19 protein-coding genes and 1 pseudogene are annotated in these 20167 nt (G+C 59.2%); 15 read left to right on the plus strand and 5 right to left on the minus strand.

Annotation, left to right across the window (positions count from 1 at the left end; all coding sequences use genetic code 11):
- Positions 1-27: 27 nt before the first annotated feature.
- On the minus strand, positions 28-240 hold the full coding sequence (locus ABNX08_RS08990) for a hypothetical protein (RefSeq protein WP_022534855.1): 213 nt from the start codon (positions 238-240) through the stop codon (positions 28-30).
- A gap of 200 nt (positions 241-440) precedes the next feature.
- Positions 441-1217 (minus strand): GntR family transcriptional regulator, encoded by a 777-nt coding sequence (locus ABNX08_RS08995; RefSeq protein ID WP_022534856.1) that lies wholly within the window; start codon positions 1215-1217, stop codon positions 441-443.
- Positions 1218-1601: 384 nt separating this feature from the next.
- On the opposite strand from ABNX08_RS08995, the gene ABNX08_RS09000 reads away from it, so the two are divergent.
- The 13 genes and pseudogenes from ABNX08_RS09000 to ABNX08_RS09060 all read left to right on the plus strand — a co-directional run bounded on the left by ABNX08_RS09000 (position 1602) and on the right by ABNX08_RS09060 (position 13904).
- Entirely contained in the window at positions 1602-2744 is a 1143-nt protein-coding gene (locus tag ABNX08_RS09000; protein WP_022534857.1) for an acyl-CoA dehydrogenase family protein, read from the plus strand.
- Positions 2741-4228 carry a class I adenylate-forming enzyme family protein gene (locus tag ABNX08_RS09005; protein ID WP_022534858.1) on the plus strand — a complete coding sequence of 496 codons (1488 nt, stop codon included), beginning with the start codon at positions 2741-2743 and terminating at the stop codon, positions 4226-4228. Before ABNX08_RS09000 ends, ABNX08_RS09005 begins: the two co-directional genes overlap by 4 nt.
- Before the next feature lie 56 nt (positions 4229-4284).
- Positions 4285-5292: a 2-hydroxyacid dehydrogenase gene (locus tag ABNX08_RS09010; RefSeq protein ID WP_022534859.1), complete on the plus strand. Its 1008-nt coding sequence runs from the start codon at positions 4285-4287 to the stop codon at positions 5290-5292.
- Positions 5293-5323: 31 nt separating this feature from the next.
- Entirely contained in the window at positions 5324-6199 is an 876-nt protein-coding gene (locus ABNX08_RS09015) for an amidohydrolase family protein (protein WP_022534860.1), read from the plus strand.
- A gap of 10 nt (positions 6200-6209) precedes the next feature.
- Positions 6210-6875 carry an RraA family protein gene (locus ABNX08_RS09020; RefSeq protein ID WP_041681383.1) on the plus strand — a complete coding sequence of 222 codons (666 nt, stop codon included), beginning with the start codon at positions 6210-6212 and terminating at the stop codon, positions 6873-6875.
- Between the two features lie 47 nt (positions 6876-6922).
- Positions 6923-8128, plus strand: coding sequence for an aminotransferase class I/II-fold pyridoxal phosphate-dependent enzyme (locus ABNX08_RS09025; protein ID WP_041681384.1), 1206 nt, complete (start codon positions 6923-6925; stop codon positions 8126-8128).
- Positions 8129-8164: 36 nt separating this feature from the next.
- Positions 8165-8983: an ABC transporter substrate-binding protein gene (locus ABNX08_RS09030; protein ID WP_022534863.1), complete on the plus strand. Its 819-nt coding sequence runs from the start codon at positions 8165-8167 to the stop codon at positions 8981-8983.
- A 27-nt stretch (positions 8984-9010) separates the two neighbouring features.
- Positions 9011-9709 carry an amino acid ABC transporter permease gene (locus tag ABNX08_RS09035; RefSeq protein ID WP_022534864.1) on the plus strand — a complete coding sequence of 233 codons (699 nt, stop codon included), beginning with the start codon at positions 9011-9013 and terminating at the stop codon, positions 9707-9709.
- Positions 9710-9714: 5 nt separating this feature from the next.
- Complete coding sequence (locus tag ABNX08_RS09040; protein WP_022534865.1) at positions 9715-10470, plus strand: amino acid ABC transporter permease; 756 nt, start codon at positions 9715-9717, stop codon at positions 10468-10470.
- Positions 10471-10472: 2 nt separating this feature from the next.
- Positions 10473-11222, plus strand: a complete 750-nt coding sequence (locus ABNX08_RS09045) for an amino acid ABC transporter ATP-binding protein (RefSeq protein ID WP_041681025.1) — start codon at positions 10473-10475, stop codon at positions 11220-11222.
- A 160-nt stretch (positions 11223-11382) separates the two neighbouring features.
- Positions 11383-11999 (plus strand): annotated as a pseudogene (locus ABNX08_RS09050) (acyl-CoA dehydrogenase family protein).
- Between the two features lie 62 nt (positions 12000-12061).
- Positions 12062-13066, plus strand: coding sequence for a tripartite tricarboxylate transporter substrate binding protein (locus ABNX08_RS09055; protein ID WP_022534870.1), 1005 nt, complete (start codon positions 12062-12064; stop codon positions 13064-13066).
- 523 nt (positions 13067-13589) lie between these two features.
- Positions 13590-13904, plus strand: a complete 315-nt coding sequence (locus ABNX08_RS09060; RefSeq protein WP_022534871.1) for a hypothetical protein — start codon at positions 13590-13592, stop codon at positions 13902-13904.
- A 318-nt stretch (positions 13905-14222) separates the two neighbouring features.
- Here the strand turns inward: ABNX08_RS09060 and ABNX08_RS09065 are convergent, their stop codons facing one another.
- Positions 14223-15797 (minus strand): Fic family protein, encoded by a 1575-nt coding sequence (locus ABNX08_RS09065; protein ID WP_041681026.1) that lies wholly within the window; start codon positions 15795-15797, stop codon positions 14223-14225.
- A gap of 912 nt (positions 15798-16709) precedes the next feature.
- Between ABNX08_RS09065 and ABNX08_RS09070 the strand changes: the two genes are divergently transcribed.
- On the plus strand, positions 16710-17639 hold the full coding sequence (locus ABNX08_RS09070; RefSeq protein ID WP_022534874.1) for a LysR substrate-binding domain-containing protein: 930 nt from the start codon (positions 16710-16712) through the stop codon (positions 17637-17639).
- Positions 17640-17720: 81 nt separating this feature from the next.
- On the opposite strand, the gene ABNX08_RS09075 is transcribed toward ABNX08_RS09070, so the two are convergent.
- Entirely contained in the window at positions 17721-17939 is a 219-nt protein-coding gene (locus tag ABNX08_RS09075; RefSeq protein ID WP_349606048.1) for a hypothetical protein, read from the minus strand.
- The gene (locus tag ABNX08_RS09080) at positions 17929-18894 is read right to left on the minus strand and encodes a LysR substrate-binding domain-containing protein (protein WP_022534875.1); all 966 of its coding nucleotides are present in this window, start codon (positions 18892-18894) and stop codon (positions 17929-17931) included. The genes ABNX08_RS09075 and ABNX08_RS09080 overlap by 11 nt, the downstream gene beginning before the upstream one ends.
- A 296-nt stretch (positions 18895-19190) precedes the next feature.
- Here ABNX08_RS09080 and ABNX08_RS09085 point away from each other — a divergent pair, with 296 nt between their 5' ends.
- Entirely contained in the window at positions 19191-20153 is a 963-nt protein-coding gene (locus ABNX08_RS09085; protein WP_022534876.1) for a tripartite tricarboxylate transporter substrate binding protein, read from the plus strand.
- Positions 20154-20167 lie beyond the last annotated feature (14 nt).

The following is a 20167-nucleotide window of genomic DNA, read 5'->3' on the forward strand; positions in this document are numbered from 1 at the left end:
AGATCAAAGCGGCGCCACCTTTCAGGATCATGTGCAGCGGGCCGCGTGCAGCCTTTCCCGGCCTATCTCAGTCCGCATCGCCGTGACGGTGTCTTTGTCCGTCTCAGGCAGGTCGTGGCTCGGATAGCGGGTGATGCGCGCCTGGGTCGGGGCGCGCCGGCGGCGGGCGAGGGCGAGCGGGTTGCCGGCCAGGTAGCCCGCCTCGGTCACCCAGGCGAACAGGGCGTTCAGGATCAGCAACGCCGCGTGCCTCCGCTGCCCGCATGTACCCAAGGTGCTACCGGTGATTTATGAGCGGTGGGGTTCGAACAGCGCGTTCAGGATCACCATGGCCCGGCGCACGCTACCGGGCGGAAGTGGCCCCGGCAAACGGGCGCCAGTCAGGATGGCGGGGAGACGAAGGCCGCTCCCCGCGCCCTCTCAATGATCCGAGAACCAGCCTAATTACTCAAGTGCAGGGTTGTTTGGTATTTATACAGGAGCCCATTATAAAAACCGTCGGCATAGAGGATCAACTCGCCGGAACCATTGCGGAACCAGCGTTGGATACGAAGGCCAGGAGTACCGTTCTTGACCTGCAGCGCACGAGCCAGATGTCCCTTTATATTGAATGCACTGACGGTCTGCTGGATGTCGGACGGACGATCGCCGAATTGTTGCCCAATCTGATCGATAAAGATGACAACGGGGGAGATCCGATTGAGGTGGAGATCTTGAGCGACGCCCGAGTACATGGGATGAATCCATAAATGGCTAAGCATCGCCGGCGCCTCCTTGTTACCGCTTGTCCAGCGTAGGACTTCAAGGTGCCGCCAGTGTTGTCCAACGGCGCAACCAATGGTGCTAGCCAGTGTCGGATCAGCAGCGATATCGGCGCTTGCGGTGATCATCTGCTGACCGCCTTCGGCGAGCTGAACAAGATCACCTAGCGACGTCAGCCTTATGGTCTGCTGGTCTTCGGTTCTGTCTGCGATTACGCGCGTTCCGATCGGCCTCTGCTTTCGAACATATCCTCGGTCCTGCAGCGCGCTTAGTGCAGAGCGAACTGTGAAACGGCTAACTCCGAACATCGCGCATAGGGCCTCCTCTGTGGGCAGGAGAGAATCCACCGGATATCGGCCTCTGCGGATATCGGCGAGGAGCGACTGCGCCAGCAACAGATGTTTGGGCGGGCGGGATCCCAGATTGTCCAGGCTGGAATGTGGCGTGGGACTCATCACTGATGCTCCTCGCCCGGACGAGCGTTCGCTACCAACCTGATCGCCAGGGCGGTCCTTTGGCGGTAGTGCGACCGAGCCGCGCCGCCGAAGCCGTACTCGAGGTCACGCCCGTCCCTGCTTGATACATGTGCTGGTATAGAAGGCCGGGCGCGCGGGTAGGTCATGCTGTGTTGAATATGTTTCACGGTCGTCGCGTTAGCGAATGTTGAGGTAAGCGTCCGGGGAGTCGAAGTGGCCATCCGTCGGGATGGTCACCAGTTTCGTTCGTCGCCGAACGAAAGGCGATGTTAGCGTTAACCACAGTCTTGACGCCACATACGCTTCTTCCTATCATGGTCCGGACAATCAGATGATAACCGAAACCACCTACGAGACACAGCAATGAATCTGGAACTACGTCTGAAAGACCCGGCCTGGGCTTCTTCCGCAATCGAGAGCATTCGGGAATTTGCTGGGGTCATCCAGGGCGACATGGCGAAGGCAGCACGTGAGGGCGTGTTTCCTCGCCACGCGTTCAATGAACTCGGGCGGCGAGGCCTTCTCGGAATGCTTACCCCACGGGAGTACGGGGGGTTGGGTTTCGGTGTGCCTGAGTACTGCCTGGTGGAGGAGGAATTGGGCCGCTACGGCCTGGTAAGTGGGCAGACGCAGGCCCAAGGCGAACGCTGGCTGAACGACTGGGGAACACCGGAGCAGAAGTCGAAGTACCTCCCGGGACTCGCTAACGGGAGCATCCTGTTTTCTGAATCGATATCCGAACCATCCGCCGCCTCATCCTTGAAGAATCTCCAGACCACCGCCAGGCGTGAAGGTGGCGGGTGGGTCATTAGCGGAGAGAAGTGCCACATCAATATGGGTGTCGAGAGTGACCTCACGCTCGTCTACGCGATGGCTCCGGAAGGGCTGACCGCATTTCTGGTAGACACGGATCAGCCTGGTGTTCGGCGCGAACATACCCATCCCATTGGACTTCGCTATTCGCCAACAGCGAACATGTACTTTGATGATGTTCGCGTTGGAGACGGCGCGATCCTTGGCGAGGTAGGCAAAGGCCTTGCAACCTTTGTGTCTACCTTCAATGTGAGCCGGCTAGGGAACGCGTCCACGCTGATTGGTATAGCGCGGCGTGCTCTTGCCGAAGCCTCGAGATATGCGGTTACCCGCCCGGTCGGGTCCGCTGTCGTCGCAGACTTTCAGGGGAACCAATGGACGATTGCGGAATGCTATGCGGAGATCCACGCCGCGGTTTTGGCTCGTGATCACGCAGCCAACCTCGCACAACAAGGTCACGAGCACGCGATGCAAACAAGTGTCGCGAAGCATCTCGCGATCAAGGCCGCCGAGCGAGTTGTGAGCGACGTCTACGCCTTGATCGGTGGATATGGTTTGTATGAGGAGCAAAACTTCGGCCAGTACATGCTCGACGTGAAACTGCTGCGCGTGGCCGGTGGATCGAGTGAAATCCTCAAGAATCACGTCGCAAAATGCATCCTGAAGGATGCTCAACTGATGGGGCTGGCATGAACAATCTGACCGAGCTGATCGAGGTTGCAGCCCTCGATCGTCCCGACGCATCCTTCGGTACCTGTTCACAAAGCGACTCGTTGCATCGATTTGTTGAGCGGGCTCGAACAGTCGCGGCTCAGTTTCGCGATGCCGGCTTCCGGCGAGGAGACCTCGTAGCTTTCGTCGGTCCTAATAGCGCGGGGTACCTTGTTACGTGGATGGCAGCCCAGTTCGTGGGGCTGCAGACGGCATTGATTAACCCGTCATATCCCGATGAATTGCTTGGCGCGATGCTCGACAATCTGGGCGCGCGTGCCATCTTCTGGCTGGGCCGCAGTCCAGGAGGGTTGGTTGACAGGACTGAAGCACAGTTGGATTTGACGGGAGCATGGCAAGGTGAAGTTTCCGTGCAAAGGCCCCTCCTTTCCCGCGTCGGCCTGGTGTCCGATAGCGATGGACGCTGCGCAGATCCCGCCGACGTAGCGGCTTATATCCATACTTCGGGAACGACCGGACTGCCGAAATTCTGCGCGCTTAGTCATGGCTATTTCATTCGGTTGGGCCGCTTTATTGCCGATTCGCATGGGCTCTCACGTTACGACAGGGTCCTCTCGCCATTGCCGATGTTCCACATCAATCCGATGGGGTATGGCGTCGTGGGTTCGCTCACGGCGCGAGCGTCGTTGCTTTCGATGGACCGCTTCCAAGCGCAAGATTTCTGGTCGCTGGTCAAGTCGCACCACATTACCGCGATGATATTGCATCAGCCGCCGGCAAATCTGTTGATGGCCAAAACGACGCGAGCAGAAGCACAAGGTCACCAAATCAGAATAGCCTTCGGGTGCGTGCCGGATTTTCTTGAAAAATTTGATATCCCGATCGGTGTGACGGGGTATGGATCAACGGAAGCTGGCGGCCTTTGCCATACGCGCGTCGTACGTCCGGACGACGCCGAATTTCCGCCGGAAGGTCCGTCTAGCATGGCAGGCCAGCCCCGCTCAGACGTCGAATATCGCATAGCCGACGACGGCGAAATCCGGGTGCGTGGGTTGCATCATCAGACCTTGTTCTCAGGGTATCTACGAGATGGAGAGGTACTGGCGCAGACCGACGCCGAAGGATGGTTCAGGACAGGAGATCGTGGGCGTCAAGACTCGTGTGGAAATCTCATCTTTATTGAGCGAATGAGTGATTCAATTCGCGTTAATGGCGAGTATGTCCCGATCGGATTTGTTGAGGAGCGGTTGAAGCGGGTCTCGTCTCTCGGCGAGTTCGCACTTTGGCGGATGGATTCCCCGGCGCGTGGACACGAGGTCGTGCTCTACACGACTGCGCATCATGTCCTCGAGTCCGAAGTGCATGCGGCGCTATTTGATTTGCCGAAATACATGCACCCCACGCGGCTCATTCGAATTGAGAAGCTTCCGCTGGACACCGGAGTCGGTAAGGTACAGCGGAGATTGCTCAATGACCAACCGCGATTCAGTGAAGTTGAGCTTTGAAAAGCCAAACGTCAATCGAGCAATCTCTTGAGATGTGAAACCAAAGGAAGCTGCCAATGTTACGCGTGGTATTGACAGGAGAGTATGGGAAAGTTTTTCTTGACCCGGTGAAACATGCCGTAGGCCAGGAGAATGCTGTAGACCTCTGGCTGCCATCCGAGGGTGCTGAGCGGATGGTGGAGATCGCAAGGGAAGCTGAAGTGATTGTCGCGTCGGCCGAGTGGGTACTCCACGAGAAACGAACGCTGGTGAAACGAACGCTCCAGAATGCCAAGAAACTCAAGCTGATACTGGTGCCATTTTCCGGAATGGATTGGCTCGATCGGGCATGGTTGCCTGCGGGCTCAGTGGTCTGCAACACGAATGTTGGCATCGACCCAATTGCGGAGTACGTGATGCTCGCGATGCTGCAGTCTGCCATACCCCTGCAGGAGATGGACAGCGAGTTGCGCGCAGCTCGCTGGGGGTGGGGAGGTGCCTCGGTGCTTGGCCGCAAACATCATGAACTTCAGGGGCGCACCATCGGACTGGTGGGGTACGGTCGTATTGGTCACCGCGTAGCGGAGTTAAGCAAGGCTTTCAGAATGCGAGTCATTGCTGTCAGCCGCAACCCGGGGATCGATCACAGTCTCGAGTGGTACAAGGGGACCGATAGTCTCGACGATCTGCTGGCGCAAAGTGACTATGTTCTTTTGTCCGTACCCGGAGGGTCAGAGACACAAGGATTGATCGGTGCGGCACAACTGGCGTGCATGAAAGCAGACGCAGTCCTGATCAATATCGCGCGAGGATCTGTCGTTGACGAGGATGCGCTGTACGAGGCATTGCGTGAGAAGCGAATCCGCGGCGCTGTGATCGACACCTGGTACCGCTATCCGGAGGCGGGCGAGAAGATTTGCCCACCGGCGACGCGGCCATTCGCTGACCTCGACAACGTCGTCATGACTCCACATGCGGCGGGCTGGACGGAGGAACTCGAAGCTCGTCGAATCAGCGCTATTGTTGCCAACGTAAAGCGATTTATGTCTGGCGATGCACTCTTCGACATTTACCTGCACGCATGAGCAGGCCAATCTTACGGTACGAGATTTGAGTATGTCCATCGTGGAACAGGAAAGTCTGCCGCCGCCCGAGTCCTATACGACGCCCACTTTCGTCGTGCCGAGTGGGGCATGGGATTGCCATTCACACGTGACGCCGCGCGGGAACTGGGCGCTCGTCTCTGACGCTAGCTATCTCCCTGCACCGGCTCCACCGGAGAAGCATAGAAAGATGAGGGCAGCGCTAGGCCTTCAACGAGGCGCTGTTATCCAGGCGAGCGTCTTTGGCACGGATAACACTGGCGTGATCGAGGCACTTACCGATGAACCCGGCAACCTACGCGGTGTGGTAGTTGCGGGTCAGTCGATTGATGACGCGGAAATCGAACGCTTGCATGGTATCGGCGTGCGCGGGATGCGCTTTATCACCAATGGTCTCGGTGGCACCGTAGGAACGCAAGCGATGGTCGCGCTTGCGCCTCGCATTGCCGAGTTCGGTTGGCATGCGGAAGTACTTCCTGGTCCAACACAATGGCCCGAATTGCTGCCTGTGTTGGAAGCGTTGCCGTGCAAAATCGTCATTGATCATATGGGTGGTTTGCCCCCAGAGTTCGGAGCAAATCATCCGACAACCCTGGCTATCCGAAAATTACTCGTTGAGCGAGGAGCATGGGTGAAGTTGATCGGCTATCGCTTGTCGGACGACCTTATGGATAGTCGTGTCATTGAACGCGCCCACGTCTTCTATGGTGATGCGCCGGGGCAGATGATCTGGGGAACGGACTGGCCACATGTAGGTATAAAGACGCCGGTGGATGCTGGCCTGCTCCTCAATGCTTTCGCACGCTGGTTCGACAACGATGCGGAAGTGATGCATCGCGTGCTGGCAATGAATCCGGCGTGCTTGTTCGATCAGTATGATTCAAACTGAGGCCTGGGCGATGACTGCTGCTGGCTTTGCTATCCACCCTACGCCGACCCCGGCCCCTGCTGACCTGCTGGACGCTCTCCGGCGAGTGCCCACGCCGCACATCAGCGACAACCTGCAGCGCTTGACTGGAATCGTTGGTCTGCGCCCATTCCATCGGGGTGCTAAGCTGGTTGGGACAGCTTTGACGGTCAAGACCCGCCCCGGCGACAACCTTCTGATCTACAAGGCCCTCATGAGCGCCTCTCCAGGACACGTGCTCGTGGTCGATGGAGGAGGCGAGACGAGCAATGCCCTCGTAGGGGAACTCATCTTGCTCTACGCCCAGCAGCGCGGCTGCACCGGGATCGTGCTCGATGGCGCTGTTCGCGATGTGGCGGCGTTTCGTGATGCCGATTTCCCCTGCTACGCGCGGGAGGCGATTCATCGGGGGCCCTACAAGACTGGCCCTGGCGCAATTAACGTTCCTGTCTGTGTGGGCGGGCAAGTCGTGGCGCCAGGCGACATCGTGGTTGGCGATGAGGACGGCCTCGTCACCTTCGCTCCATCCGAAGTCCCGCGCCTTCTTCAGGCGATCGACCGAACCACTCAGATCGAAGAGGCCATCAGGGCCGAAATCGCCAACGGAATGGTGGAGCAATCATGGGTCGCCAAGGCGCTTGGTCCACACGGGCTTTGATCCAACGCATCACTCAACTCACGCCGGCTTCGTTTCCGGGGGATTTTATGAAAACCTTGCTGGCCCACCGCCTTGACGGCGTCAAGCCTTCGCCAAGCATGGCGGCCAAGACGCGTGTCGATGCGTTGCGCGCTGCAGGTCGGAGCATCGTCGACTTTACCATCGGCGAGCCCGACTTCTTGACACCGAAGCACATCATGGACAGCGGCATTGCCGCCTTGCTATCGGGACAGACGCGTTACACGTCGCCCAGCGGAACGCTCGCTCTGCGGCAGGCAATCGTCAAAAAATTCCGTCGAGAGAACACGCTGGAATTCAAGCCCGAGAACATCGTTGTCGGGAATGGTGCAAAACACATCATCTACAACGCCTTCGCAGCTACCTTGAATGAGGGAGACGAAGTCGTGGTGCCTGCACCGTACTGGGTTTCGTATCCAGACATGGTAGCGCTCCATGGGGGCAAGGCCGTCGTCGTATCCAGTGATGCAAGCCACGGATTCAAGCTGACGCCGGAGGCTCTGGAATCAGCTCTATCTCCTCGAACGAAGTGGCTAGTGCTGAACACACCCAACAACCCGACCGGAGCGGTATACACAGCCAGCGAACTGGTCGCGTTAGGTGCCGTACTGCAGCGGCATTCTCATGTCTGGCTGATGACCGATGAGATCTATGAGCATTTCATCTATGGCGATGTAAAGCATGCTTCTTTGCTCCAGATGGTTCCGGAACTGGCAGAGCGGACGCTGATCATCAATGGCGTTTCCAAAGCCTATGCCATGACGGGCTGGCGTATCGGCTACGGTGCAGGCCCAACGCCGCTGGTGCAAGCAATTGCGATGTTGCTGTCACAGAGCACATCGTGTCCGAATGCCATGGCCCAGGCGGCGGCCGTGGAGGCACTCAATGGGCCGCAGCAATGCGTTGCAGATGCGGTGGCAATCTACGGCCAGCGCAGGGATCTCATTGTGGAGCTCCTGAGAAAGGTCCCTGGTGTCGACTGCGTGTCGCCAGACGGTGCATTCTACGTCTTCCCCAGTGTGGCTGGACTTATGGGGCGGGTGACGCCTGGGGGAGGGGTTCTTTCCTCCGACGTCGACGTTATGCGCTACTTTTTGGAGCACGCAAGCCTGGCAGTGATCGATGGAACTTCCTACGGGATGCCCGAACATCTTCGCATCTCCTTTGCCACTTCCGTCGAATTGATTGAGCAAGGTTGCAACTTCCTTCGGGATGCTGTGAACGACCTCTCCTGAGCATCACCCATCGCGAAACCGTCTGGAGAAGACGCCATGAAGACTTCTGTTCTGACTCTCGTTGCCAGTGCCGCCCTGATGCTGCTGGGCAATCCCGCACGCGCGGACCAACTCGCTGACATCAAATCGAAGGGCGTGTTCGTCTGTGGGACGCTCGGTACCGCCGAGCCCTTCAGCTTCCCCAATACGCAAACCCGCGAGGTTGAGGGCTACGACGTGGACTTCTGCAGGGCGTTGGCAAAGTCCCTCGGTGCGAAGCTTGAGCTGAAGCTCATTTCCGTGGCAGCACGGATCCCCGAACTTCAACAAGGTCGTGTTGACGTGGTCATTGCCAGCCTGGGGTGGACCGCCGAACGCGCTGAGCAGATTGCCTTCAGCGACCAGTATTTTGTGAGCGAGCAGAAGATGGCGGCACGCAAGGACAGCGGATACAAATCCCTCCAGGATGTGTCAGGAAAACGCGTCAGCGCTCTCAAAGGCTCCAGTTCCGAGATGCTTGTGCGCAAGGCAGTTCCCGGGGCAACGACCATCACCTTCCAGGATCCACCGAGCGCCTTTCTCGCGATGCTGCAAGGGAAAGTAGATGCCTTTGCCATTGGGGAACTCTACCTCGAGAAGTATCGCCTGCAATCTGAAAGTACCGTCCCCATCGTGAAGCTCGAGCCATCACTGGCGTCTGAACCGTGGGGAATCGGCATGCGCAAAAGCGAGCCGGGCTTGATCAAGCACGTGAACGCCGTGCTGCAGGCAATGGAGAAATCGGGAGAGGCGCAGCAGATCTTCGACAAGTGGCTGGGTAGCCAGACCATCTACAAGATGAAGCGCAGCTTCAAGATTGAGCCGATCAAAGGCTGATCCACATACTGCAACAGGAAACTGACCGTGGATCACAAGCTCGATTTTTCAGTGTTGCTGCGAGGTGACTATCCGAAATGGATCCTTGACGGCGTCGTCACCATGTTTGAACTCACGCTGGCGGCGTGGTTGCTCGCGATGGCCTTGGGGACCATGCTTGCCGTGGCACGCATGAGCAACATCCGAATAGCAAAGATTGCGGTAGCGATCTATGTTGAGTATCACCAGAACGTGCCCATGCTGGTCCAGGTTTTCCTTTGGTACTTCGGCATCCCCGCGCTCTTGCCGCTGCCGTGGCAGCAGTGGATCAATGCACATAACAGCGCATTCGTGTTGGCTTTCATTGCAGGGGGGCTGTGCATGGCAGCCTATGTCTCCGAAGGGTTGCGCGGGGGGATCCGATCCATTCCAAAGTCTCAGTTGGAGGCCGCTCGCGCCATTGGCCTTTCCTATCTTCAGGCGGCGCGTCTCATCGTTATCCCTCAGGCACTGCGGATTGCACTGCCTACCCTGGTGAGTTACACGGTACTGCTGTTCAAAAACACCAGCGTGGCCATGGCAATTGGGGTTGCGGAGCTGACTTATGCAACCCGTGAAATTGAGAGCCAGTCGTTCAGGACCGTGGAAATTTACCTGCTATCAACTGTGATCTATCTTGGATTTTCCTTGGTGATCCTGAAAGCAGGAACGTATCTTGAAGTTCGCTATCGGATTCGAGCGAGGTAGGATCTGTGGATAACATTCTTCTCATCTTGCGCGACTATGGGACTTTGCTTCTCGTAGGTCAGTACCCCAATGGGCCACTCGGGGGATTGGCGGTCACATTGCTTCTTTCCTTGCTTGGATTGACGCTTGCCTTTCCGATTGGCGTAGTGATCGCACTCGCACGCCTCAGTCCCTTTCGCTGGCTGCGCTGGCCTGCGATTGCGCTGGTCTATGTCGCGCGCGGCGTACCGCTGCTGATGTTCATTTTCTGGGTGTACTTCTTCGTCCCCTTGCTCATTGGTCGCACGGTCACTGGCTTCACGACCATGGTGGTGACACTTGTGATCTACCAAGCGGCCTACCTGTCCGAGATTGTGCGATCCGGTATTGAGGGCTTGCCCAGGGGGCAAACCGAAGCAGCGCGTGCCGTGGGGCTGAGCTACATCCAGACCATGAGCAAGGTAATCCTCCCCCAGGCTCTGTACAACATGATTCCAGCCTTGGTCAGCCAGTTCGTTTCAACTGTCAAGGAAACCTCGCTTGGGTATGTGATCAGCGTGAACGAAGTCACCTTTGCGGCGACGCAGATCAACAGTTCGCTCATGACGCAGCCATTCCAGGTGTACTTCATCCTTGCTGGCATTTACTTCTGTCTCTGCTTCTCACTGACGCAACTGGCGCGCTTCCTTGAGCGCCGAATCACAACTCGACGCGAAGGAAGCCGCCAGTCCGTGGTGGCTGTTGTATCACCCTCTACCACCACTACGGAGACAGCCGCGTGAACATGAATTTCAGCAAAAAGCCTCTCATTACCTTCAAGGACGTCAGCAAGTGGTACGGGGAGTATCGCGCGCTAAGCAGCATCAGCGCTGATGTCCACCAAGGTGAAGTCGTTGTCGTGTGTGGGCCATCAGGTTCAGGGAAATCCACGCTGATTCGAACCGCGAACCGTCTGGAGGAGATCCAAAGTGGAACAATTCATTTCGACGGCAAAGACGTCCATGCGTCAACGGTCGATATCAACAAGTTTCGCAGCCAGGTTGGTTTCGTATTCCAGAGCTTTAACTTGTTTCCGCATCTTTCCGTTGCCCAGAACATCATGCTCGGGCCGGTCAATGTACGTAAGCAACGACGCGCAGAGGCGAGAACCCGTGCTCTCGAATTGCTCGATCGTGTCGGCCTAGTATCGAAGGTCGACGCATTTCCTGGACAACTTTCGGGAGGCCAGCAGCAGCGTGTAGCAATTGCGCGGGCATTGGCGATGGATCCCCCCGTCATGCTGTTTGACGAACCGACCAGTGCCTTGGATCCTGAGATGGTTGGGGAGGTGTTGCAGGTGATGAAGTCACTGGCGCGCGATGGCATGACGATGATGTGTGTCACACACGAAATGAATTTTGCCCGGGAGGTTGCGGACCGGGTGTGGTTCATGGATCAGGGGAGTTTGGTCGAGGTCGGAGTACCGGACGAGTTTTTCTCGAAACCTACTAGCGAGCGAGCGCGCAAGTTCCTTTCTGACCTGCGTACTCACTAGGGTCTGTTTACATTTGTAGGAATCTTGTGATTACCCACATCACGCCGCTGTCGCTGCGCCGTCATGCGCCGACGCTGGGCGAACACACCGCCGAGGTCTTGCAGGAACTGGGCATCGCGCAGGGCGCCAGCCAACGATAACGAATCATGAAGACACAGTCATGAACTTTGAACTGGCCGAAGAACACCGGATGCTCAAGGAACTGTTCGCGCGCTTTGTGCGCGAACAGTTGATCCCGCTGGAACCTGCCGTGCTGGCGCGCGAAGCCGAAGGCGGGCAGAGGACGCTGCTGCCGGAAGAGCATGCGAGGCTCGACGCGATGTCGCGTGAACTGGGCCTGTGGGGCCTGGATGCCCCCACCGGGATGGGCGGCGCCGACCTGCCGACGGTGGCAATGGTGGGCGTCCACGAAGAACTGGGCAAGACCATCACGCCCTACGAACTGCCGCCCGACTCGCCCAACCTGCGCATGCTGATGTTGACCGCCAGCGAGGCCCAGCGTGAGCGCTATCTGGCGCCGTACGCGCGCGGCGAGACCGCCGCATCGACGCGGGCGATGAAGCACGCACGCAGGTATCGATGATCAAGGTGTTCGCCACCGAAATGGCCTGGGACGTGATCGACCATGCCATGCAGACCTTTGGTGCGATGGGCATGACCAAGGAGCTGCCGCTGCAGCAGATGGCCAACGAGACGCGCCTGATGCGCATCTACGAAGGGCCCAGCGAAGTGCACCGCTGGGTGATTGCACGCGACCTGCTCGGCCTGCGCCGTTAAGTCATCTTTGATCCCTTGCACCGGCGGGAACACGCCGGGCTTTCCACTTTCAGGAGACAATCATGCAACAGGCTTTCCGTTCCCGCCGCCGCTTCCTTGGATTGGCCGCGGCCGCGCTGGCGGCCATCGGCGCGGCTACGCCGCTGGCGACGCCCGCCGCCGAATCTGCCGATGCTTTTCCCGCCCGCCCGATACGGTTCATCGTACCCTTCCCTTCCGGCAGCGGCACCGATACCACCGCGCGTATGTTCGCCAAGAAGATCGGCGAGCTGACCGGCCAAGGCGTGGTAGTCGAGAACAAGCCCGGCGGCAACGGCTTTATCGGCGTGCGGACCGCGCTGAACGCGCCGCCTGACGGCTATACGGTTTTTATCGGCAGCAATTCCACGCTGTCGACCAACGCCGCCACCTTTCGCAAGCTGCCGTATGACCCGTTGACGGACTTCGCGCCAATCTCGCTGCTGTCGCGCGGGCCCTGCGTGATCATCGTGCCGGCCAACTCGCCCTACCGCACGCTGTCGGAGCTGCTGGAAGACGCCCGTAAGCGCCCCGGCGCGCTCAACTACGGCTCTGGCTCGATCTCCTACACGATCTACTCGGAGTGGCTCAACGAGCTGGCCCGCACCAAGACCACCGCCGTGCCGTACAAGGGCGCGGGCGATGTCATCAACGGCGTGATGGCGGCCAATGTCGACTTCGCCGTGGTGGACGCCAGCGGCGCCATCGAACTGGTCCGTGGCGGCAAGCTCCGCGCGCTGGCCTTCACCGCGCCGCAGCGCTCGCCGCTGCTGCCGGACGTGCCCTCCATCGCCGAAGCCGGCCTGCCGGACTTCCTGGCCCACAATTGGGTGGCCGCGGCGGTCCCGGCAAAGACCCCGCCGGCGGTGGTGAAGCGGCTGCATGACCTGTTCGCGCAGGCCGGCAATGCCCCCGACGTGCGCGACTACTACACGCGCCTGTCGGCCGAGCTGATCCTGTCGTCGCCGGCCGAGATGCGGCAATACCAGAAAGACGAGATCCAGCGCTGGAAGCGGCTGGCGACGGTGGCAAAGATCCCGCTGCAGTAGCAGTGCCCTGCACGGGTCGCACGAATGACGATCTTCAACACCAGGCGAAGCCGTTACACCGAAGTTTAAATGCAATTAATCGCCAAGTTTTACCTGCAACCGTCAATCGCTGGCTGGTATGAGGTCGCTCCCTCGGTATAGAAGGCATTCAATCCCGTTTCGGATTATAATTTCACCATCATGAAATAACCTGTCAGCGCATGCGCCCTGGCTCGAGCAGGCAGTGGCCCATGCGGTTGAGGTAGGCAAGGACGCGGTGTGGGAACCGCATGCCTAGCCGGAATGCTGACATCGAGAGTGACATTGCAACGCCGGCCGTGGCCGTGTTGTGCTGGCAGCCAAAAGCAGTTCGGCAAACTAGTGGTAGCCCAGAAGGCTGCGCTCGGCCAGCGGCACACGAAGGCAAACAGGCTCTGAGTGCGTAAGCGAAGCCACGGGTTTTGCCACGCTGTAGTGACCGCGGTACGGCTCGCAGATCAAGGACCTAGCCCTGCACATCGTCGTCAATGATCGTGCAAACCCCTTGTTCGTCATCGACGTCCTGAGCCTCAAAAAGGCTGTCGAGCGCGACAAGGTCAAGGTTCAGGTTCTGCAAGCGCAGAAGGCGCAGGCCCTGATCGCGGGGCTCATCAAGTCGGCGGATGATGAGGATCGCGCGAACGAGCGGGAAGGGCTGGTGGCGATCGCGGCGCCTAAGGCGGCCCCTCAGGCGCGAGAGTCGTTTGCCGATGAGTTCGTGAAGCTGGCGAAGCTCAGGAAGGACGGGGCGCTCTCTGAGCAGGAGTTCACGGAACTGAAGGCGGAGTTGATCCGCAGGGCGAAGCCTGCCACTGTGTAGTCCCCGTCTCCGCCGTCCCTGACGCCACCTTCGCGCTGGCGTTTCTCATTTGGGTTTGGGCAAACCCAGCGGCTTCCCTGGCCGCCGACGGAAAAAATGCTCGGGATAGGGTGTTCGCCATGCCGAACGTCAGGCAATCACGCTGACTATCTCCGCGGCGGCCCGGTCTCGGATTTGCTCAATGATGTCAGCGAACTGGGCGTTCACGGGGTGCCCATTGCATCAGGTTTTGTCGAGTCAGCCGTCAACCAAGTGGTCAGCGAGCGGTTCGTCAAACGGCAGCAGATGGACTGGCGGCCTCATTATGCAAACGCGCCGTTAAGGCAGCTCATTTGTTGGGGATCCGCCATCGAAATTCTTGAAGGCGGTTTTCAGAACACCGACCAGATCTGCCACGATCTCCGCATTTTCGAGAATAGGGAACTCCTTTCGGAGCTTGTTCGAGACTGCACCCTGGTTGTCCCTGACCGAGCGGATGATCCGATCGATATCGGCGTCAGGACCGTCGATGATGTCCTTCACCATCCGCCGAGCGGTCGTCCACTCCTGCAGAATCCCGGCCTCCGTCCTCATCTCCTGCCTGATGGTCCTGTCGATGACATCGGCCATATACTCTACCTGCACAGTCAGGTCAGGGTAACGCCATGCCAGCAATGCCGCGTCGTACCCTGCGAACTCAAAGTTCGACTGGACGCCATCCGGATACAGCCGGCGGGTTGGCGCGAACTCACAGAGGTTGCCATACATGGCCATTAATGGCTTGGAGAAGCGTTCGAGGATGTGGTCGTAGCGCGCAATGTTCTGCGGTTTTTCAGTGATGACAGCCGAAATCGGTAGGATGAAGGGCCGCGGGACGGCGCCATCTCTTCGCAGGACGTCGTTGACGATGAAGCGGTGGATGCGGCCATTGCCGTCGGCCAGCGGGTGGATGAACACGAACGCGAACGCGGCGGTGCCGGCGCGAACCACAGATGATTGCCCGGTTGTGCGCTCCAGAAAGACCTCGAGCCCGCGCAGCATCTCTCGCAGCCGATCCCAATGGGGGGCGACATAGTGGACGATATGCTCAAACCGATGCGTTTCGCCGACGAATACGGGCGAGGCGCGCAGCCCAAAGCGGGAAATGGTACTGCGCTCGCTCACGATCTCTCGCTGCAACTCGGCTAGCGTGTCAGGGGACAGTAGCGCGGGGTATTCACCGATTCTGCGTTCCATGACTGCCGCGAATCGACGAATTCGGTCCATCTGATCCTGCTCGTGCTCGATCGCAAACGACGATTTGGATTCCTTGATAGTCAGCCAGACGGCACTGCGCATCAATACGTTGCCCCCGAACTCCGCATTGAGCTCATCGAGCCGGGCCGCGCAGTCGTAATGCTGTGCCGCCCTGACTTCCGGGGTCCGCCGAACCAGCGGGCAGAAATCTCGATTGCCGGGCAGGTTGTCTCGCACGCGCCAACGTGCATTTCGAGTTGGCGCCGTTGTGGCAAAGTAGGTCTCAGGGTCGATCGCGTCGACGTAGTTGCCCCCGGTCACGGCCTCGACGCCGGCGATCTGCCGGCCGGTTAGCCACTCATACAGAAATCCAACCCGTCTGGCATACTGCCCGGTACGCTCACTATTCAGCCATGCTGCCAACTCCGCCTGTGGGAGCACATCAAAGAGTCGCGCCAGGAATTCGAGATGGACGCCCTCTTGTCGGAGTGCGTAAGTCAGGTGGGCCTGCAGCGTGGGCGCCTGGCGAGAACCAGCGGGGTAGGTCTCAAGCGTTCTGCCATCGGTTACCACGGAGCGCCGAGCAGCGCCGATCTCGCTGGTGATCTGAAAATCCTGTACTGGGGTGACGTCATAGTGATCTGAGAGCCACTTATATCCCATCCATTCTGTCGTCAAGGTGTGCTCCAGTTGTTTAATCTGGCTGGCAGACGTTTAAAAATTCCACGAATTCTTGATTATCGTTTAAACGCCACTTCCCTGCTGCCATTTTTACCTTGTCCGTGGGGATTGACGCCTAGCAGTGTCGCACGCCATCTGCTCGACCCGACCGGGGCACTCCCAGGAGCGCACCATGGTCTGGGCGACCCGCATTCGAGCAACGGGATGTCAATGACCAGGCGGCAAGGGGCGTCGATCTCGAGCACGCCTTGCATATGATGGACGGGCTGGGTTTGACGATGCTGGTCTTTTCCAAGGCGCATGCGCCTTGGTTCGAAGAGGCTGTGCGGCCCATGCGTCCAAGACCGGCGAGCTGGCAGGGTGGGATTAGCCTCCTTTGCGAGACTGCCATCCTGGCATAGTGGTCAGCATCGGCATCAAAGTTGGGAGTCACCGATGTGCTAAGCCAGCCGGGTCTGACTTAGCAGAGGTGAGACAAAATGCTGCGTGGGTTACCGCGCCCGAAGAGCAGTCAGCCCCAGCACCAAAACCAGAGGGTTTCTGGATATGATCGCACGCCGGAAGGGGTGACAATCCATTGCTGGATGCAGCTGTCACTTCAATTGCTCCAGAAGCCGGAACAGACAGGCTAGCAGCTGACGTCGCGTGCTTAAAAGCCACGTTCTTTATTACTTCCATGAATATGTGTCAGTTCCGGCTTTATCCCGGCACGCCCCCTAATGGGTTCAGCACGCTGTGGTGGGCTGCTGCTGATCTGCAGGCTCTCGCGATGAAAAGCACCGTAGTTGACCAACGTATGCGCCTTGTTCCTGTGATACCTGGAGACTTTCTCCCGGTTCCGCATCTCTGAACCTGGCGGCGGTCAAAATCGAAAAACCCCTATTGATTGTGCTAGGAACACGCGCACATATGGAACTCAGACACCTGCGCTATTTCATCGCGGCGGCCGAAGAGGAGCACTTCGGCCGGGCGTCCGAACGGTTGCACGTTACCCGCCCCGCCATCTCCCAGATCATCGCCGACCTAGAGGCCGAACTTGGCACCCTCCTGTTCGAGCGGCAGGCCCATCGCGTAACGCTGACTGCGGCGGGAAAGGCACTGTTGCCGCCGCTTCAGGCGATCATGGGCGACCTCAATCAGGCCATTGCGATGGCCAGGCGCGTGGGCGAGGGCAAGTCCGGCGCGCTGAACATCGGCTATGGCTCGCTCACGCTCATGCATCCGCTGTTTCGGACTGCCGTGAAGGCGTTCCATGAGCGCTGCCCCGACATCACGCTCTCGTTGCTCGAGATCCCGAGTTCGGAACAGCAGCGGGCGCTGGCCGAAGGCCGTATCCACGCCGGCTTCATGCATTTCCGTTCTCGTTCGCCGGCGCTGCGCGAGGTCAAGCAGGGGAATGCGCTTGCGCAAGACGCAGCGGTGCTCGAGCGCCTCAAGATCCAGACGGAGGGTCTCGGCCTGGTCGTGCCACATGACCACCGCCTGGCCGGACGTCAGTCCGTTCCATTGGCCGAATTGTCCGAGGAGGCCTGGGTGGTGGTGCCCCAGTCGACCGTCAGCTTCGGCTACGGGCCCCTGTTCGCGCTGTGCCAGAAGGCCGGCTTTGAGCCGCGCATCGTGCAGGAAGTGACCTCCATTACGAGCTTGCTCAATCTGGTATCGGTGGGTGTCGGGATCGGCCTGTGCGTGACCGGGCCGGGGCTGGCGTTTCCTCCGAGCCTGTCCGTTCTGCGGATCGAAGGCATCAACTACCCGATCAACTTCGCGTTGAGCTGGGTCAAAGGGCGCATGGAGCCTGTTCTCGAGCGCTTTGTACAGACGGTGAAGGAACTGTTGTAACGGGATCTCCCTCATTTTTCCCGGGCTGGGATAAGTGGCATGAACCGGCATTGGGGCGATGTGGATCTGTTCCGGTAGTCGTCAAGGGCCCATCGGCGATGGTGGGAACACGCACCAGGAGCCGTCGGCATGCCGGAAGAAGAACAGCGAGATCCCGCCGGAGGCACCGGCCACGTCGACTTGGACACAACCGGTGCAATGGCTGGGCGGGCGTATGCGCGTCACGCGCGCGGGCGCCTTCGTGTCGAGGCCGACCCATTTCTCGAGCAGTCCCCGCAGGGTCGTTGATTCAGTCTTCATTGCCAGCTGCGTTGAGATTAGCGGAGGGCGCGGAGAGTTCCTTGACGACCTCGATGAACTGCTGCAGAACGGGCTCGGTACGCCCCTTCAGCCAACTGAGTTGAAAGTTGGTCCGGTAATTGACGTCGGTAAGCCTGATGACGGTGAGGCCGGAGGGGTAGGTAAAGTCTTTCCCGAGCACAGCCAGGCCGATGCCGACCCCCACGGAGATCAGATTCATCTGCGAAGCAATGGAGTGGACTTCCTGGACGACCTGCGGCTGGAATCCAGCCTCCTGGCACAACGCGAACAGCGGACCGTAGCCGGGGCTGACGCTCGATCTCGGAACCACGACGAATCGCTCCCTGGCGAGCTGGCTCAGCGAGATGGCCCTTTTCTTCGCGAGCGGATGGTCGGTGGGCACCACGACGCCAAGGCCGCCAGTCTGGATCACGTAGCGTTCGAGCGAAGCTTCGCCTTCCGGCTGCGCACTGCCTCTTCGCTGCTTGCGGTGTCCGTCATCGGGGCAGAAATGCATGAAGCCCACCTGGATCTTTCCGTCGAGCACCGCCTTGACCTGGTCTGACGTCGGCATTTCGACCAGCGTAAGCGCGACATTGGGGTGGTATTCGAGAAATCGCTTGATCGCGGCACGGAGCAAAGGGTGATAGAGGCTCAACGAGCCATAGCCGATGCACAGCTCCCCGACCTTGCCTTCGCCGACCTGTTTCGCCAGCGTTATCGCCTGGCTGAGGTCGCACATCATGCTCTGCAGCCTAGGCAGGAGCGCGAGGCCGGCGGCGGTTAGCTTTACCTTGTGAGCCTGGCGTTCGAACAGCTCGACCCCAAGTTCGTCCTCCAGGTCCGCGATGATCTGCGAGACGGCCGGACGGGTGACGAACAGGCGGTCCGAGGCACGGCCGAAATGCTCTTCTTCCGCCGCAGCAATGAAATAGCGCAGATGTCTGAGTTCCATGGAAGGAGATGGTATCGGGTGAAACAGGCGCCTCCCACAGAAGGGAAGCCTGGATCCAGTTTGGCTACCGACGCGGCTGGAGTCGAGTCGTGTTTTCAACCCGTCTGGTAAGCGGAGCTAACCAGCAACTTCGTCTGCAGCGTCAGCGGAACTTACTCGACGAGGGCCTAAAGCCGACTGGACGACCGGCTGCGCCGACATCAAACTCTCATTCATCGCGTCGTCTTCGCAACGGACCCGAACGGTAGACACGAATTCTTGCGAGCCTTCCGTGGACCGGAATACCAATGAGAGACATGAAGAATCGCCGTCATTTCCTGAGAGACCTTTCCGGCTGCATGCTTGCGGCAGCCGCCTTTGCCGCGCAGGCGCAGAACGGAGCGTTTCCCGCCAAGCCGATACGCCTGATCGTCTCTACCTCGGCCGGCGGCATGACCGACATGCTGGCCCGTCTGTATGCGGACAGCCTGTCAAGGACGCTGAAACAACCGGTCGTGGTGGAGAACATGCCGGGTGCCAGTACCATGCTCGCCTCGCGCTACGTCGCAAGGCAGGCGGCCGACGGCTATACGTTGCTCGTCGCGGCCAACACCATCGCGACGCTTCCGCAAGTGGAAAAGAATGCTGGCTATGCCATGAAGGATTTCACCGGCATCGGCGAGCTCGCGCGCTCGCCGTCCCTGCTCGTGGTCGGTGGGTCTTCGAAGATGCGGACGATTCCGGAACTCGTCGCGGCGGCCAGAAAGAATCCCGGTGCGATCACCTATGCGTACACGGGCCGCGGGACGACATCGCACATGACGGCGGAACTGTTCGCGCAGGACGCAGGGGTCAGCTTCAACGGCATCGCGTACAAGGGGATATCGCTCGCCGTGCCTGACGTCCTGGCAGGGCGTGTCGAATTCCTGATGGGCCCTTCGACCGCGACGGAAGAACTGATCAGGAGCGGGAGAATGCGCGCGCTCGCGATTACGTCTGGCTCGCGCTCGTCGGCATTTCCCGAGGTTCCGACCTTCAAGGAGCTCGGATATCCAGACGCCACGTACTACCTGTTCTTCGGCATCTTTGCGCCCGCCGGCATTCCCGATGGCGTGCGCAAGACCGTCGCGGACGGCATCGAATTGGCCAAGAAGGACGCGAAGTTTATTGCGCGGCTACAGCACATGGGCATGGAGGTCTCCAATGTGAGGACGCCGCAGCAGTTCAACGCATTCGTGCAGGACGAGGAAGCGAAATCGGTAAGTCTCCTGAAACGGTGAGCCGGCTCAGGATG

Origin of the sequence: Cupriavidus sp. DF5525 (genome assembly GCF_040149425.2) — a bacterium.
Taxonomy (GTDB): domain Bacteria; phylum Pseudomonadota; class Gammaproteobacteria; order Burkholderiales; family Burkholderiaceae; genus Cupriavidus; species Cupriavidus pickettii_A.

Coding starts and splice junctions, on each gene's coding strand:
- ABNX08_RS08995 (WP_022534856.1), bottom strand. CDS start 1,217: ATGAGTCCCACGCCACATTCCAGCCTGGACAATCTGGGATCCCGCCCG.
- ABNX08_RS09000 (WP_022534857.1), top strand. CDS start 1,602: ATGAATCTGGAACTACGTCTGAAAGACCCGGCCTGGGCTTCTTCCGCA.
- ABNX08_RS09005 (WP_022534858.1), top strand. CDS start 2,741: ATGAACAATCTGACCGAGCTGATCGAGGTTGCAGCCCTCGATCGTCCC.
- ABNX08_RS09010 (WP_022534859.1), top strand. CDS start 4,285: ATGTTACGCGTGGTATTGACAGGAGAGTATGGGAAAGTTTTTCTTGAC.
- ABNX08_RS09015 (WP_022534860.1), top strand. CDS start 5,324: ATGTCCATCGTGGAACAGGAAAGTCTGCCGCCGCCCGAGTCCTATACG.
- ABNX08_RS09020 (WP_041681383.1), top strand. CDS start 6,210: ATGACTGCTGCTGGCTTTGCTATCCACCCTACGCCGACCCCGGCCCCT.
- ABNX08_RS09025 (WP_041681384.1), top strand. CDS start 6,923: ATGAAAACCTTGCTGGCCCACCGCCTTGACGGCGTCAAGCCTTCGCCA.
- ABNX08_RS09030 (WP_022534863.1), top strand. CDS start 8,165: ATGAAGACTTCTGTTCTGACTCTCGTTGCCAGTGCCGCCCTGATGCTG.
- ABNX08_RS09045 (WP_041681025.1), top strand. CDS start 10,473: ATGAATTTCAGCAAAAAGCCTCTCATTACCTTCAAGGACGTCAGCAAG.
- ABNX08_RS09055 (WP_022534870.1), top strand. CDS start 12,062: ATGCAACAGGCTTTCCGTTCCCGCCGCCGCTTCCTTGGATTGGCCGCG.
- ABNX08_RS09070 (WP_022534874.1), top strand. CDS start 16,710: ATGGAACTCAGACACCTGCGCTATTTCATCGCGGCGGCCGAAGAGGAG.
- ABNX08_RS09075 (WP_349606048.1), bottom strand. CDS start 17,939: ATGAAGACTGAATCAACGACCCTGCGGGGACTGCTCGAGAAATGGGTC.
- ABNX08_RS09080 (WP_022534875.1), bottom strand. CDS start 18,894: ATGGAACTCAGACATCTGCGCTATTTCATTGCTGCGGCGGAAGAAGAG.
- ABNX08_RS09085 (WP_022534876.1), top strand. CDS start 19,191: ATGAAGAATCGCCGTCATTTCCTGAGAGACCTTTCCGGCTGCATGCTT.